Source organism: Woronichinia naegeliana WA131 (genome assembly GCA_025370055.1).
GTDB lineage: Bacteria > Cyanobacteriota > Cyanobacteriia > Cyanobacteriales > Microcystaceae > Woronichinia > Woronichinia naegeliana.
Map to the genome: position 1 here is coordinate 6,147,620 of CP073041.1, position 15,445 is coordinate 6,163,064.

Consider the following 15,445-nt stretch of genomic DNA (forward strand, 5'->3'; position numbering starts at 1 on the left):
ATTCTGGAGACAATTAAGTTTAACTAACAGTACAGACGGCAATTCTTGAGTCAACTAACCATTAAGATAACCTGGTTTTGTTATCTAATGTGAAACTAATTTACCCATAGGGGTGTAAATAAACAAAAATGGCTACAACTTCTGATTCTCGTCATAAAAAGCGGAAAATGAGTTCTTTGTTACTGGCAATAGGAGCAACTTTTTTAACCCTCATTCCCGCCCAAGCTGCCGAAAAGATTTTTTTTACCTATGATCCCTTAAATGTTTCAGTGCGGGTTAGCTCCCTCGAACTATTTGCCAAAGAGGGAAAAATTGATAAAAATTTAGCCTTTTATCTGCAATTTGCGAGTTCAGAACAAAAACAAGCCTTCCGAGAAGCCTTGTCGAAAACAGTGCCTCTGTCCCCTGTGGTAATCTCCCGTTTTTTTAATACCAGCATCGGAGAAGATATTCTGACACGTTTAGGAGGCGGTATTACCATTCAAGGCGGCAGAAATGGAAAATATGCTTTAAGAGCCGCTTTTGTTCAGGCAGCCCTTGATCCGGATGGCTTTAGCTTAATAAATGTCCTCAGAAAATTGCCAACGGATATGCAGCTTCAAGGGCCACTTCTGTTGGGATTTGCTAAGGAAGCCACCCTGTTTATCGATGCGACAGAAACGTTAATTACTGAGTTTCGTAAGCTTACGGCAGAGGAAGCCGCAACCGATCCCCGTGTAGATTATTCTCAACTGCCCGATCTTCGTCAACCTGGCCCCTATCAGTTGACAAAACAGGTCTGGAACTTGACTGATGCCAGCCGTAATCGATCTTTATACGTCGATGTTTATATTCCCCAAAACTTGACAGCCGGAAAAACACCTGTAATCGTTTTTTCTCATGGATTAGCTTCTCGACCAGAGGATTACGCGCAGGGTCTAGAACGCTTGGCTTCCTATGGCTTTGTTGTCGCGGCTCCCCAGCATCCTGGTAGCGATAGCATTTGGGCCAAGGAAGTTTTAGAGGGCTATCATCGAGATGCGTTTGATCTGAATGATTTTATCAACCGACCTAAAGATATTAGTTTTGTCATTGATGAGCTAGAACGACGTAATGCTTCTCAGTTTCAAAATAGGCTGGATTTACAAAACGTGGGCATGGGCGGCCATTCCTTTGGGGGTTATACGGCTTTGGCGATCGCCGGTGCAGAAATTGATTTCGATCATCTCAAAAAAGAGTGCGATCGACTGTATAGCGGCGTTAATGTTGCCCTGTTATTAGAATGTCGTGCCTTAGATTTGCCCAGACAGTCCTATAATTTCCGAGATAAGCGGGTTACGGCGGTATTTGCAGCGAATCCTGTCAATCGTGGTATTTTTGGGCCAAAAGGACTCAGCAAAATCACGATTCCCATCATGCTTGCTTCCGGCAGTTATGATCCCGCAACGCCGCCTGCCTTGGAACAAGCTGCTTCTTTTACCTGGTTAGGGAGTCCTCAGAAATATTGGGCGATGGTAGAAGGTCAGGCCCATGTCAATTTTTCGGAATTGGATGCAGGTCTGAGTAAGAGCATTGAATCTCTAACGCAATTGACTTTACCCAGCCAGGATCTGATCATAGATTATGCTTCCTCTATTCAGATTCCCTTTTTTGAAATTTATCTGAATCAAAATGAAAAATTTCGTCCCTATTTACAATCTGCCTATGCGGAATATCTCAGTCAAGGTAAAGAGTTTAAATTGGATTTTATCAGCCAGGCTTCTGTCCCGAAGTTAATTGATGCGATTGAAAGATTTAAGCGGGAACATGGTGCATTTTCTCCTAAATAATCATGACAAATACAGATGACCCATCAAACACCCATTCTCTTGATAGCTAGTTTGAGCGAATTAGGATAAGATGAAGTATCTAAAAAGTGGATCGGGTAAATTCTGTTTATGAACCGAGACTTTCAACCACAATTGCAAAAATTGATTGAGCGGGATGGGCAATCTGGCCACATCAAAACGCTTCTGATGGTCAGTTTTTGGGCGATCGCGGGTGGAGTTATCGGACTGCCGGTGCAAGCTTTACCCCAATCATCATTGCCAATCCCTAGCCAAATTGCCGTTAATCCAGAGGATGTCGTTGTGAGTGGGGAAAAAGGGAACTACGTTGTGCGTTTATTCGTAAATAGTTCTAAGGAAAATGTGTGGAAAATCCTGACTGGCTATACCGAATTATCCCGTTTTATGCCGGATGTGATCTCTAGTAAAGTCATTGAAAGTAAGGGAAGCCAAAAAATACTCGATCAAGTCTATTCTAGTGCTTATACTTTAGGCTTAAAGGCAAAAGTACGATTACAGGTGACAGAATCCTATCTCAAAGGCCTTAATATTGAACTTGTTAAAGCCGATTATTTAAGAAGTTTTCACGGCACCTGGACAATTGAAAAAGCACCCAATCACCCGAAACAGTTACTTCTCACCCATGCGATTAAAATAGATCCCAAAATTGATTTTGGCAAAGATATTTTCTATCAATTTTATCGAGAGGGATTAGAAGAAACGATGATTCGTTTAAAAAAAGAAATTGAATCTGGTTCCTAATTCATCATTTATCACGCCAAAAAACGAGGCGATCGCTCAGGGATTGAATACGGGTACCAGGATAATAAAAAGAGAGAATTTTTTCCGGCGACCAGCCTAACTGAGCTAACTTATAGGAACCAAATTGACTCATCCCGACCCCATGCCCTAAGCCGCCACCGACAAAGGTGAATCCTAGTAATTTCTGATTTTTATCGTAAATGGGATCAACGTAAAATAGGGTACTACGAGGGGGTGAAAAAGCGCTGCGGGCTTCATTTTTGGCTAATTCAATTATGCCCTTATTCGTCGTTACCTGTAGGATCAAAACTCGTCCTGACGGCGATCGCTTAGTGATCTGGATATTTTGAATGGTGGTAAAATCCGCTAGAGGATGCTGACGTTTTTTCAGATAAGTATGCAGATCCTGATTAAGATCATCTAGTTTCGCTTGAACACGCCACCGAAAAACCGATCTTCCTGTCTCATTAAAACCGTCTTTGAGACCAATAAATTTACGAAATTCCGCTTCATTTTCGAGGGAGTTTTGAGCTAGATCCCAAACTTGTTGGGAAGAATCAATCAAGATTCGTAAATAGGGACGTTCGGCTCCGTTCCAAACATCGCTAAATTTAGCCGTCACCCCCCCCGTCGTTGAAGAATAGAGGGCATCCACCAACTCGTCATTGTAGGTCAGGACTAAGCCCTTGGTATCCGATATGGCTCGATCCGCCTGAAGATTCGTCTCTTTTAAACCGAAATAAACCTGACAATGGGTGGTAGCGCAAAGTTCGTAATTATCTGCCTCAAAACGTCGTAGATTTCGTAGGGCATAGGTACGAGCAATAATAGTTTGGGCCTTAGCCGCATTTTCCGGTGCATTTTGGCCAATTTCGTGGGGAACGACTCCGCGTAGGTAGGTTTCGAGGGGAACGTTATTCACCAGGGTATAGTCCCCGTAGGCATTGGTCTGTAGCTTTAAACTGCCGCCATAGAGTTGAGCCCGTTGTTTTCCCGCCGTCACCTGAATCAGATTAGTGGGGGTTGTGACTTCTAGATCGTTGGTGAGATAGGATTTGCCATTTACATTCAAAACCGCTTGAGGTTTAATCCGCACGACTTCACTGGAAAGATAGGGGATTTGATAACCCTTCTCCCGTAAACTTTGCAATAACCAACGTCTTACTAAAGGACTACTATAAACGTCTCGTTTTGCCCATACTTGCCAGCGATCGGGCTGGGTAATTTCGACGGGAACCCCTAAGGCTCGCCACTGATTCGCGCTGTCTTCCGCCGTTTCAAAGGTGGCATGGTCACTTAAGACCAGTCGTTCCTCTAAAAATGGGGCAGATAAATTTGTTTCAGCGATCGCCAACTGAGCCTGTTTACTTTCAATCGTCTGACGTTCTCCCTGTTCGTCCAGAAACCGAATCGTTAAAATCTCTCCTTTAGGGCCTTTTAAGCTCAATTGATCTTTATTTTCATCGCCAAATCGCTGAATAATACCCACTTTGAGGTCAATATCCTTTGCCTGGGCCGATGACATTGCCAACCCTAACCCTGGTAGAGAAACCAGAGAAAAGAAAAATAAGGATAGATAATACGTCAAGGACTTTTGATAGACGGCAATGGGCATGGATTGGTAATAGGGATAAACAAAAACAGTCAGCAATATCTTATAGGAGCAGCAATTCCAAATTCAGAATGTAGTCCAAGATACAAAGTCTTGAAGTGCTTACGGTCAAGGGGTTTTGTTTCAATATGTGGAATCAGCGTAATGCTCTATTTAGTGATTGATCAAGTTTGTTTGCAGGTTGCTGACTCTCCAAGAGGCTAAGATTCGAGGAGGAAGTACAAAAAACGTCAGAAATCAGCGAAATCTCTCTTGACTCCATAAAAGCGAGATAATGTCTGTATCTTATTTTATCGTTTGAATTTGGAATTGCTGCGAAAAACGGTAGTATCTTGCAATATTTTGTAATATTTCGTGATAATAATAAAATCTGCTTACCGATCGCCCCTTCCTTAATAACTATTTTTGTGAATATTTCTGTTCTGACTTCAACCTTGATTCTGACATTGCTATCCCTCATTGGTCTGATCTTTTTTATTCGAGCCTCGGTGAAAGAGCGATCTAGTCTGCTGCAATGTTTAGTGGCTGCTTCGGATAGCGATCGCCTCAGTCAATTACAAAACTACTTTACCCAGCGAGCCTATCAGATTATTCAGGTCAATGCCGAGCAACAACAAGTCATTCTTGAAGGGTACGTTCGTCCCAGTTATTTTCTCGCTATTTTTTTAAGTACGATGGCAGCCTTGGGATTACTCTGTTTTGCCCTCGTGTTAAATATGCTTCTGCCCAATCTAGGCAATAGTGCGATCGCGATCATTGTCCTCTTCCCCCTTGCCGGAATTTTCTATTGGCAAAAAGCCGGACGATTAGAACAAATTTCCCTCAGTGTTCACCCTCTCCCCACGGAGAAGCAAGCGGAGAATCGGCTAGAAAATCACCTTCTCAGTATTCGTGGTCATCGGGATGAACTAACCCAACTCAAACAAGCATTTCCTTGGTCATGGCTAGGTGATACCCATTCTTAATTCTTTTCTGTTAGTCTAGGAAGACATTTTTAGACCTCAAATACTGAAGTCCTTCCATAGCAAGACTTTTGAGCTATTAAGTTAGGAGAAAACACACAGTTTATTTTATTCTCAGAAATAACGACAGAATACTTATTGAGCAAAGGTTGTAGAATTTGAGATTTAAAATCATTTCCTAAAGTAACAAAAGAGAGTTATCGTGATTCTCTTGAATTTTCTCATAAAAATTATAAGCTCTATTTAGCAGTGATAACTTCAATATTTAATACGTTCTTTCAAAGAAAATTTATTCAGGCTGTCATTAGGCATCATCAAATTAACTTTATTGTTTTCAATGGTAAAAAAGAGGAAATTACTTCATGGATAAAATTACAAAATATCGAGGATTAATCAAGGATATTCTCACACAGTATGATCAATTGGTGCATAAATCCCCAGATTATGATGCTGAAACTTGTTTAGTATTTGATGAAAACCAAGATCATTATATTTGGTTAACTGTTGATTGGCAAGATGATAAACGGAGAAAGTCAACTCATGTTCATGTCCGCATTAAAAACGGAAAAATTTACATTGAGGAGGATTGGACGGAAGAAGGAATTGCGACTGAATTACTCAGGGAAGGTGTACCGAAGGAGGATATTGTTTTGGCGTTCCATGCTCCTGAAACTCGTAAGTTAAATGAGTTTGCTGTTGCTTAAGATTAAGTGTCTCAATGGTTTGGACTATGTTTCTATGAATGGGATGTGTGAGGAGTTTACCTAATTTACCCAGAATTGAGGATATTTTGGGGATAACTAATCAGTAAGGTGGAGATAAATTAATCTGTTTCTATTGCAGACCTTGAATCTCACGATAAATTTCATCTAGGGGAGATTGATAAACAGGTAGCTCAGGTTCATCGGGACAAAACTCTATTGTCATTTTGACTCGAACCTTGCCTTTTTTCCAACTTGATTCACCTAATTTTAAAATCTCACAGTCTAAACCTTCCTCAATCCATTTTTTTCTTTTGCCTAAATTTACATCATCTTCTAATTGTTGAATATTACTAACGTTTAATACATCACAAATCATCCGATTTCTAACCCACTGGGCTTTAACCATAGGATCAGAAATCAGAAGAGAGTTAGGTGAGTTTTCTTTTAAAACAATGATAGTTTCCATGTTGGAAATTTCAACAAAATTTTGTTCTTCCATGTTAAGCTCCACAAATAATCAGTAAGGTTGACGATAAATTAATCTGTTTCTATTGCAGACCTTGAATCTCACGATAAATTTCATCTAGGGGAGATTGATAAACAGGTGTCTCAGATTCATCGGGAATAAATTCGACAGATACTTTTATTTTCAATTTTCCTTTTTGCCAGCCATTAGTTCCAGCCTTTAACATTTTACAATCGACACCTTCATTAAACCAAACATCTCGTTTGATCTTCATTTTGTTTCCTATCTCTCGATACTTTAAATGATCAATCAATTTTTGCTGTATTGGTTCTTCAAATGAATCTTCTAGCGCAAACTTTAGATCTTTAGATTTAACTAACTGATTAAAAATTTCTAGCACATCATCCTCATTCAGCGTTTCTAGATAACGATTATAGTTGAGCGGCATAATATATAAAACTCCTGATTAAGCTGAAATAATGGCTGTAAATAAATAATAGCTTAAGAGCATCACTGTACAAGAGCAATACTCCTAAGCTTTATTGTACCGGAAAAAATGAAGACAAAGATTAACTAAACATTAAAATCTTGATCTTTTAAATTTCTTCCATTGAGTAACCCTCCCAATCTGAATCGATTTCTTCTTTAATTTCTACAAACTCCGCATCTGTCACTTCTTTCACTTCTACAACAGAAGACAGTGTATCAGTATCAGTATTGGTGATGAGCGGTAACTGATCGGCAATTTGCATCGCCTTTAAACAATCATTAATGCCCTCAATACTTTGCTGATAGAGATCGATTTTTTGTTGAATCTCTGCCTGGAGTCGAGAATTACGGGCAATCTTTTCCTCAGCCTCCTGTTCCAAAGTTTTTTCCAAATAAGACCGTGCCACATCATACTGATTTAAAATCGTTGCAGCTTGCTCGGCTGCCTTGGGCAATAGATGAGTTTTCAGGGCATTGTTAATCGTTTGGCGGAAATTTTTGCGAACTGTTGCAAACACCTTTTGTTCAAAATCTAACTTTAATAGCTGCTTAATCGCGGGTTCCGCTTCCACGATCGCCTGAATATCGTAACCTTGAGAAGTTTGTTGTAACGTTTGACGGAAATGGTAGATCGAAAAAGTTCCCTCATCATAAAAACGAGGACTTTCTAACACATAGCGATCGCATTCTGTTCGGGCCGCTCCGACCAATACCTTGGTTACATCCTCTTTAACTTGTTTTAAACAAACCTCAATACCCGCATCATTCCCCAACAAACGATAAACTTGATGATAGCAATCGGCCTTATGGAGACGATCAAAAAGACGTTGAAAGAAATCCTTCATCATACTTTCTACACTATCCACCAGCGTATCTTCTAATTCATTGGCAAGATAATACAATGCCTCAACTAAAATAGCAATTAAGGGCGCAGTGGCATTTCGTTCATGGCTTCGGGTCGCACGACTGTGGGCATTTTTAACCGAAAAAGTCGTGATCAATTCCTGTAAACGAGTTAACAGACGAGCCTTAAGACGGAGAAAATCTTCATCAAACGCTTTATCTTCATTGGTGACAACATCATTAACCTGTTCAGCAATAAAGATCTGAAAAGCAACACCTAACTCCTGCATTGTTTGATTAAGGGCCGTGAGTTCCTGAGCCTTCATTGCCTCAATTTCACGAGGTTGGCTATCTAATTTACGATACTCCTCTAGATAAAATTGTCGTAAAACAATGCACAACGGTTGCAGATCATTTGCTAAATTAGCAAACAGTTCGGGATACTTTTCTTCCGTCAAATAAAGACTAATCGCACTGCGAAAAGATTCAATGCCACTGTCATTAATTAATTGCTCAATTAAGGGCTTACCCCACTCGCCTAAAATACGGACATAGTTTTCGTTAGAGGTTTCATAGCCATTAACAGATACCCTCAGTTGCGTTGTCAGCAATTTCCCAGAGTTAGCACAATAATTATTAAACTCACTGACAAATTGGGGCGTTTCTTCTTCTCCTCCTAGCCCTTTCACACTCTCAGCAAAAATAGAATCTAAGCCAAAGCGATCGCGACTGGAAGTGTTTTTAATTTGACTCCCATAAAAACCGAGCAAACCACTGGTTTTATAAAGGCGTGCATTGTCCCGAAATTCCGTCTGAATTAAAGCATCTAAACGTTGTCGTAATTGAGCCGCATACCAGGTTTCATCAATGCGATTAAACACATAGAAAACTCGATTGCGAATGCCTGGATTATTGCGAATCCGTTCTAATAGTTCCGTTTCTTCCGTAGCCAAATCTCCGGCGGCGGCAGCTTTCAAAACACAAACCACAGCAGAAGTATTCGGATCTTCAATTTTGCGGTAGGCCAATTCCTTATCTTTTTGAACTGGAGCATCAATCCCTGGCAAATCCACTAAAACATTACCATCTTCGAGCAAAGAATGATAACAGTGATAATCTAAACGCTTTAAGACCGCACTATTAATCCCCTGCCTGGCATAACTGGCTGCCTCGGAAAGGTTAGAAAAATTTAACTGATCCATTGAATAAATGCTATTCTGCACCGTCTGAATCCGTTCTCGATTGTGGACATAACCGTCCAATAGCATCAGTAAAGCATTCGCTTGTTTAGCTCGCTCTGTTTTGACCTTGCCCCCTTCTTCGTTGATAATACGTTGACAGGATTGTTTTAAAAGCTCAACTGCATCGTGTTGATTAATATTGAACTCGCCTTTTAACTGCAATCGTTGACAAAGGGCCACAGCCTGTTCTCGAATTTCTACCTCACTCAGGAAGGTTAATACAACTTTTTCTTGGTTCGGTTTTGCGTACTCAATATGACACTCTGTTCCGGTGGCATGACCCTCAGCACTGTAGAGCAATTCCCGTTCCAAAAGCGCGTTAATTAACATCGACTTGCCCGCACTAAAGGCCCCGGCAAAAACAATTTCAAAATTGGGCGACAAGACTTTACCGAGAGTGGTTTCGATGACACTGGTGTCCTGTTGGCTTCTCAGGGTTGATTCCTGACGTAACAAGGCAATTAATTGGTTTACCTGTTCGCGCAGATGTTGGCATTGGGGTGCGATTTCTGTCATACAAACCTCAAAAAGTTCCTGCTTTTATAATACAAGATTATGCTTTTGCTCTGGGGATTCGGCCCTACTTTTCACAAAAATTGATAAATTGCTTGCGTTTTTAATTGAAACCCGTAGCTTTTGAGACTGTCCCCTTGTTTGTCGAAGCCGTATTATATCGATATAGAGCGGGCATTCCTTGGAGAGACTTACCCGAAAGGTTTGGAGATTTTCGAGTGATTCACACGCGTTTTACTCGTTGGACGAAATCAGGGGTGTGGGAAAAGGGGTTCAAGTACTTAGGGCTTGCTGAATAAGTATAGAACCCTTGCCGGATAATGCTTTCAAGCATTTTAAAAACGATCAGGTGCAAGGTTATTTCCTTTGGAGGCTCAAAGCCCATGCACGTCGTTGGAAAACTGGGGGTTGAAATTGGAAACAACTCTCTGAAGTCACCATTTTTCGCCTCCTGTGGCATCTAGGTTCGTTTTGTGGACTTTTTCAGCAGACCCTAAATAAATCGGAATGGTCGAATCAGGCTCCCCCCCGCATCGTGTCTGCTGTCCCAGAACCGCTCCCGCCCCCAGAACCCAGACGAAGACCCACCAGTCTGGATATGGGAACCCTCTGGTAGAAACAATACATCCCAGATACAACCTTCTTCTCTAAAATAGAAAGTGAAATTGTAACAAATTGTTAAGAAGTTCATGGCTGATCAATTAATTCGAGCAACCGCCGCTGGTGGAGGCATTCGGGCCGTTGGTGTTATTTCGACTCGTCTGGTGGAAGAAGCACGGCAACGACATCAATTATCCTACGTGGCAACGGCGGCTCTAGGGCGAACCATGTCAGCAGGTTTACTCTTAGCATCTAGTATGAAACGGGAAGGCGCACGGGTTAATCTCCGTATTAAGGGAAATGGCCCTTTACAAGGATTATTCGTCGATGCAGGGGTCGATGGAACAGTACGAGGCTATGTTTTTAATCCTCAGATCGAATTACCGCCCAATGCGTTGGGAAAATTAGATGTGGGAGGCGCGATCGGTTCAGAAGGCTTTCTTTATGTGGTACGTGATATTGGCTATGGCTATCCTTACTCCAGCACAGTCGAATTGGTTTCAGGTGAAATTGGCGATGATGTCACTCACTATTTAGCCAATTCAGAACAAACCCCCTCGGCTCTCTTGTTAGGTGTATTTGTAGGAGCGCAGGGGGTTACGGCTAGTGGGGGCTTATTACTACAGGTGATGCCTAAGGCCGCACGGGATGAAGAATTGATCGCCACCTTAGAGTCACGGATATTAAGCTTAAAAGGATTTACCCCCTTATTGCAGTCTGGAAAATCTTTAACCGATATTTTTGAAGAATTATTAGGGGATCTCGATCTTGTTATTTTCCCCGATACACAATTAGTGCGTTTTGACTGTCGCTGTTCTTTTGATCGGGTTTTAGGAGCCTTAAAAATGCTAGGGGAAGTCGAGCTTCAGGACATGATCGAAAAGGATGATGGCGCGAAGGCCACCTGTGAATTTTGTGGTGAAATTTATCAAGCTAGTAGCGATCACCTAGCCCAACTGATTCAGGATTTACAAGCTGATTGTGTTTAAAACTAATACAGTTAACAACGAAAAATGATCCGTTGTCATTCAATAACCAAGGGGATTTTTGGGTTCTCTTGGTTTGATGGTTTCCTCTCTATCAAAATGGAAAGAATGCGATCGCGGGTGTCAAGAATTAGCGCGCTTTTCCTCGCTGTTTTTTGTCTTAAATGACAAATATTAGCCTGGTTTCTTGTCTGTCAATCTCCTGTAAGATAGAGTAATAATCAGTTGAACTCATTTAAATGAACAGAACAAAAGTTCTCCTTGCTGTAAGTTTTTTGTTGATTATATTTTCTGATGCGATCGCGGAAGTCTTACTGTGCCGTTTCACCGGATAAGCTATCAACGAATTATTTACAAGTGGAACTCATCTAGGCGGTTGGTAAACTATCTTGAAAAGTAAATATTTTTTTATATAAATCAGCACTTCTAGCCAGTGATCTGATCGGAAATTGATCATTTTCCATTGCAAATACCCTAAGTAATATTGAATAAAGTGACCCAAGAATCGTTTTCTTTTTTGGATAATCCAATTAAATTCTCTTTGTTCTTTTTCTGTAATAGAAATACTATCTATTTGCTTAGAAAATGACTCATTCAGTATCCCTAAAACACGTTGTATGTGTATAAAGTTATTAAATGGGATAGCAACATGGTACTTTTGAAGGTTGCTAATGATCAATTCAAAATTAGCGTTTTGGTTCTGCTGAAATTGTTTTATAATCATGATTATATCAGCCAACCAATATAGAGTAAAATTAAAATCTAATCTTTTAATCTTTGAACAAATATGAATAATTTGATACGGAAAATCCAAAATGGTAAAATTCAGATCATTGTTATTTAATACAGTAGTTTTAGAGATTAAATTATTGTATAGAATACCTTCCCATAAACGCCAGTGTAAATGTAAACTATCACCAACTTCATTCCAAAGATAAATACTAGAATAAAATTCAAAAAATGATTTTTTAATGATCTCAACTCTAGAATGCCAACCTAACTCATTTAATACTCTAATTGTATTATCAAAATCTTCTACCGGGATCATTAATTCCAGGTTATTAATTACGCGATCGCCTAAATTAGAATAAACAGAAAGATTGATTGCCAGATCTCCTAAAACAATGCAAGCAATTCCTGCCTCAGAAAAAGCAGACCAAATCTGAGTTAACTGATCTAAAAAGAATTGATTTTTATACCAATTTTTGCGATAGACACCTTTCAATTGGGTAATTTCACTATCATTAATCTGATGAATCAATAAATTACGATAAAGCAAAGGCAGTAAATGATAGGAGTCTGAGTCAATATTGTCAATATCAACGCGAATTTTCCAATCATGCCAAGCGGTTAAGCATAGAGCCTCATCACCTAAAGCCGCTTGTAACAGCAGTTTTTTCTCTACAGACAAGTTGTCTTGATAGTCAATATGAATACTTTTTTGCATTGTCTTAATAATGTAAATTTACTTACTGGGGTGCAAATAACTAGAATTAACTAAAGAAAATCCATTGTCAATTTTGAGAATAGTTCCCGTTGTAAAGTAAGAAAAATAATCAGCACTTAAATAGACTGCCGCTCTACCAATATACTCTGGATTGATTGTGCTTTGACGTAGAGGACTACTTTTATGATAATAAAGATCGCCATTTTCTTGTTCTTTTGTCCAGCCTGGTGCAATACCATTCACACGAATACCATGCGGGGCTAATTTTAGTGCTAGTTCCTGAATTGTCATAGCGATCGCGGCTTTAGAAGAAGAATAAGCAATATCTTGAAAAGTTAAATCTTGATGAATAGAACTGAGAAAAAGAATAGAACCTTGAATTTGATGTTCAATCATTGTTTGAGCAATAGAATAAGTTAGTTGCAATGGGCCAAATAAATTTGTTTCAAAAACATCCCGAATTAATTGAAGGTCTAGTGGATTAAATTCTGCTGAACGTTGGCCATGGATTCCCACAGAATTAACCAAAGTATCTATGGTGATATTCTGTTCTTTCAAATCATTAATTAATTTATTAACCTGATCTGGGTTAGAAATATCAGACAAAAAACCTTTGCTGATTATACCCAATTGACTTAATTCTTGTTCTAAAAATTGAATTTTATCTACTTGAATATCGGTGAAATAAATATTAGCTCCCTGTTTAGCCATTTCTAGGGCAATACTGCGACCAATATTTTGGACAGCCCCAGTAATTAAAACATTTTTATTCGCTAAAATTTTATTGTTGGGATATAATTCCGATGTTCGATCTTGAACTTGTATTCGATGTAATATTTTTACTCGATTCGGATTTATAAATGTTTTGAGAGTTTCTTGAAGCCGAAATTTTAAACTTACCATAAAAATCTAAATATCTAGAAAATGAGCATATTAGGTTTGACGAATAAAATCAACTATTTCTGAATAATCAAGAATATCATCATCTAAATTATCTGAAGATATTTTTTTAAGATTCGTCTGCATGGGAAAAGTCTCTAACCTCAAGTAATTGAAAGCTTTATCAGCAGTCTTTTGATGATTTTTTGTATTTAATTTATTATCAATTATTGACTGAATATTTATCACTTTGAATTATATTTTAGGTATTTTTATATTCTTATTGAGCTATGAATTTTCTCTCTTTTTATTTAAAGCTTGCTTAATCACTTGAACATATTCACTTTGGCGATCTTTTTTGATAATACCTATGTTGTTTTGATGGATACGTCGTTTAAAAAGAATATTAGGAATGACCATCATCTCAAGATTTAACGCTTTAGCTCTAATATACCAGTCAATAAATTCCACTCGTTGCCAATGAGAATCAAAATATCCCACGCTTAAAAAAGATTGCTTTTTAATTAACATTGTTCCTCTATGAATTCCTTGTATAATTTCTTTAGGAATCTCAAATCGTTGTCGGATTACGTTATCCAATTCAGGACTAATAAACTGTTGTACGTGGCCAAATACTATATCTAAATGAGGATTTTTCGCAAAGCATTGAGATTGGATTATTAACTTGTCTTTTAACCATAAATCATCACTATCTAAAAACGCGAGAAAATCTCCCTGACTTCTAAGTACAGGACAAAAGGCTTGAAAAGTATAAGAGAAAGGGGTTTCATGGAAGATGAACGTAATGTAAGAAAACCCATGAACCAATATAACGCATTGAAACAAGCCCTAAAACCCCATTTGGGATGGCATGGTGCCAGACTCTCCTTCCTAGCCTTGTTCTTACTCGCCCTCCTCAAAGTGAAAACGGTTAACCTTAAAGAATTGGCCCTGGGTTTTGAAGGTCGGGCATTGGTGGATTCTCATTACAAACGCTTACAACGCTTTTTCTCAGGATTTGAGCTGGATTACCATCACATTGCCCGTATTGTAGTCAGTTGGCTGGATATCCCTCAACCTTGGGTATTAAGTATTGACCGCACAACCTGGGAGTTTGGCAGTCATGGTTATAATATCCTCACTGTCGGCATTGTCCATGAAGGAGTAGCCATTCCCATCTTGTGGTGGATGCTTAGCAAGAAAAAGGGCAATTCTAACAGTGATGAACGAATGCGTTTTATCGAGGAGATGCTCAAGATTTTTCCCACCGCCCTGATTCGTTGTTTATGTGGCGACCGTGAGTTTATTGGTCAGGCTTGGCTTCGCTATCTTCTGCTCGAACCGCTACTGGCTTTCTGTCTGAGAATTCGGGCTACGGACAAGATTGAGCACAATGGCAAGCTTTTGGCCGCCAAAGTCATTTTTGCCCATCTTGCAAAAGAGTGAATCTCAACGTCTTCAAGGGAGTTGTCGGGTTTGGGGATATCCTGTTTCTGTAGAGGCTCTTCGCTTGCCTGATAATTCTCTACTCATCGTCATTGGACATCCCGATTCCCAAGGTCTTATTCACGATTATGCCCTGCGTTGGGGCATTGAAACCCTTTTTGGCATCTTTAAGACTCGTGGCTTTTGCTTGGAATCTACTCACTTTACTGACCCCAAGCGTCTTCGTAAGCTTTTGGCTTTACTGACTTTAGCTTTGGCTTGGTCTCTCAAAACTGGTCTAGCAATTCATCATCTTCATCCCATTCCCCTCAAGAAACATGGTCGCCTAGCGCAGAGTCTTTTTCGTCTTGGTTTTGACCATCTTCGTCATCTTGTTCTTAATCCTTCTCTACCCAATTTTTCTCTTTTTCTCGACTCCCTACATTTTTTGTCCTGTACTTAGCCCTGACTTAGTTTAATTCCATAATTCAATGGACTAGAACAGCTACCACTGTTTGGTTGATAATAGTATTTTACAGAGGGAATAAAACTTTTTGCAATTTCAGCACTTTTATCTGTTGAACCATCATCAATAATTAAAATTTCTAGCGGTTGATAGGTTTGAGATAAAACACTTTCTATCGCTTCACCTAAATAGCGATCGCAGTTATAAACAGGAATAATAACACTAATTAAAGGTTGCTCTGCCAT

Annotated in this window: 13 protein-coding genes and 2 pseudogenes; 7 read left to right on the top strand and 8 right to left on the bottom strand. The window is 39.4% G+C overall.

Annotation, left to right across the window (positions count from 1 at the left end; translation table 11 throughout):
* Positions 1-128 precede the first annotated feature (128 nt).
* Both KA717_31160 and KA717_31165 read left to right on the top strand, forming a co-directional pair.
* On the top strand, positions 129-1,808 hold the full coding sequence (locus tag KA717_31160; GenBank protein ID UXE60083.1) for an alpha/beta hydrolase: 1,680 nt from the start codon (positions 129-131) through the stop codon (positions 1,806-1,808).
* A 108-nt stretch (positions 1,809-1,916) separates the two neighbouring features.
* Positions 1,917-2,567, top strand: a complete 651-nt coding sequence (locus KA717_31165) for a hypothetical protein (protein UXE60084.1) — start codon at positions 1,917-1,919, stop codon at positions 2,565-2,567.
* Between the two features lie 4 nt (positions 2,568-2,571).
* Here the strand turns inward: KA717_31165 and KA717_31170 are convergent, their stop codons facing one another.
* A complete protein-coding gene (locus KA717_31170) occupies positions 2,572-4,218 on the bottom strand; it encodes a SpoIID/LytB domain-containing protein (protein ID UXE60085.1) in 1,647 nt (548 codons plus the stop codon).
* A gap of 293 nt (positions 4,219-4,511) precedes the next feature.
* On the opposite strand from KA717_31170, the gene KA717_31175 reads away from it, so the two are divergent.
* Positions 4,512-5,144 carry a cofactor assembly of complex C subunit B gene (locus KA717_31175; protein UXE60086.1) on the top strand — a complete coding sequence of 211 codons (633 nt, stop codon included), beginning with the start codon at positions 4,512-4,514 and terminating at the stop codon, positions 5,142-5,144.
* Positions 5,145-5,503: 359 nt separating this feature from the next.
* Positions 5,504-5,845, top strand: a complete 342-nt coding sequence (locus KA717_31180; GenBank protein ID UXE60087.1) for a XisI protein — start codon at positions 5,504-5,506, stop codon at positions 5,843-5,845.
* Positions 5,846-5,975: 130 nt separating this feature from the next.
* Here the strand turns inward: KA717_31180 and KA717_31185 are convergent, their stop codons facing one another.
* The 3 genes from KA717_31185 to KA717_31195 form a co-directional block, all read right to left on the bottom strand.
* Entirely contained in the window at positions 5,976-6,344 is a 369-nt protein-coding gene (locus KA717_31185; GenBank protein ID UXE60088.1) for a hypothetical protein, read from the bottom strand.
* Between the two features lie 49 nt (positions 6,345-6,393).
* The gene (locus tag KA717_31190; GenBank protein UXE60089.1) at positions 6,394-6,759 is read right to left on the bottom strand and encodes a hypothetical protein; all 366 of its coding nucleotides are present in this window, start codon (positions 6,757-6,759) and stop codon (positions 6,394-6,396) included.
* A 148-nt stretch (positions 6,760-6,907) separates the two neighbouring features.
* Complete coding sequence (locus KA717_31195; GenBank protein ID UXE60090.1) at positions 6,908-9,400, bottom strand: dynamin family protein; 2,493 nt, start codon at positions 9,398-9,400, stop codon at positions 6,908-6,910.
* Positions 9,401-9,534: 134 nt separating this feature from the next.
* Between KA717_31195 and KA717_31200 the strand changes: the two are divergent.
* Both KA717_31200 and hslO read left to right on the top strand, forming a co-directional pair.
* Positions 9,535-9,681, top strand: a pseudogene (locus KA717_31200) (transposase).
* A 405-nt stretch (positions 9,682-10,086) separates the two neighbouring features.
* Positions 10,087-10,986 (top strand): Hsp33 family molecular chaperone HslO, encoded by a 900-nt coding sequence (gene hslO, locus KA717_31205; protein ID UXE60091.1) that lies wholly within the window; start codon positions 10,087-10,089, stop codon positions 10,984-10,986.
* A gap of 361 nt (positions 10,987-11,347) precedes the next feature.
* On the opposite strand, the gene KA717_31210 is transcribed toward hslO, so the two are convergent.
* From KA717_31210 to KA717_31220, 3 genes are all read right to left on the bottom strand, one after another.
* Positions 11,348-12,430 carry a nucleotidyltransferase family protein gene (locus KA717_31210; protein ID UXE60092.1) on the bottom strand — a complete coding sequence of 361 codons (1,083 nt, stop codon included), beginning with the start codon at positions 12,428-12,430 and terminating at the stop codon, positions 11,348-11,350.
* Between the two features lie 18 nt (positions 12,431-12,448).
* Positions 12,449-13,333, bottom strand: a complete 885-nt coding sequence (locus KA717_31215) for an SDR family oxidoreductase (protein UXE60093.1) — start codon at positions 13,331-13,333, stop codon at positions 12,449-12,451.
* A 264-nt stretch (positions 13,334-13,597) separates the two neighbouring features.
* Positions 13,598-13,909 (bottom strand): hypothetical protein, encoded by a 312-nt coding sequence (locus tag KA717_31220; protein UXE60094.1) that lies wholly within the window; start codon positions 13,907-13,909, stop codon positions 13,598-13,600.
* Between the two features lie 219 nt (positions 13,910-14,128).
* Between KA717_31220 and KA717_31225 the strand changes: the two are divergent.
* Positions 14,129-15,197: pseudogene (locus KA717_31225) on the top strand (IS4 family transposase).
* On the opposite strand, the gene KA717_31230 reads toward KA717_31225, so the two are convergent.
* Positions 15,194-15,445 carry a glycosyltransferase family 2 protein gene (locus tag KA717_31230; GenBank protein UXE60095.1) on the bottom strand — a complete coding sequence of 84 codons (252 nt, stop codon included), beginning with the start codon at positions 15,443-15,445 and terminating at the stop codon, positions 15,194-15,196. The pseudogene KA717_31225 and the gene KA717_31230 sit on opposite strands and share 4 nt — an antisense overlap.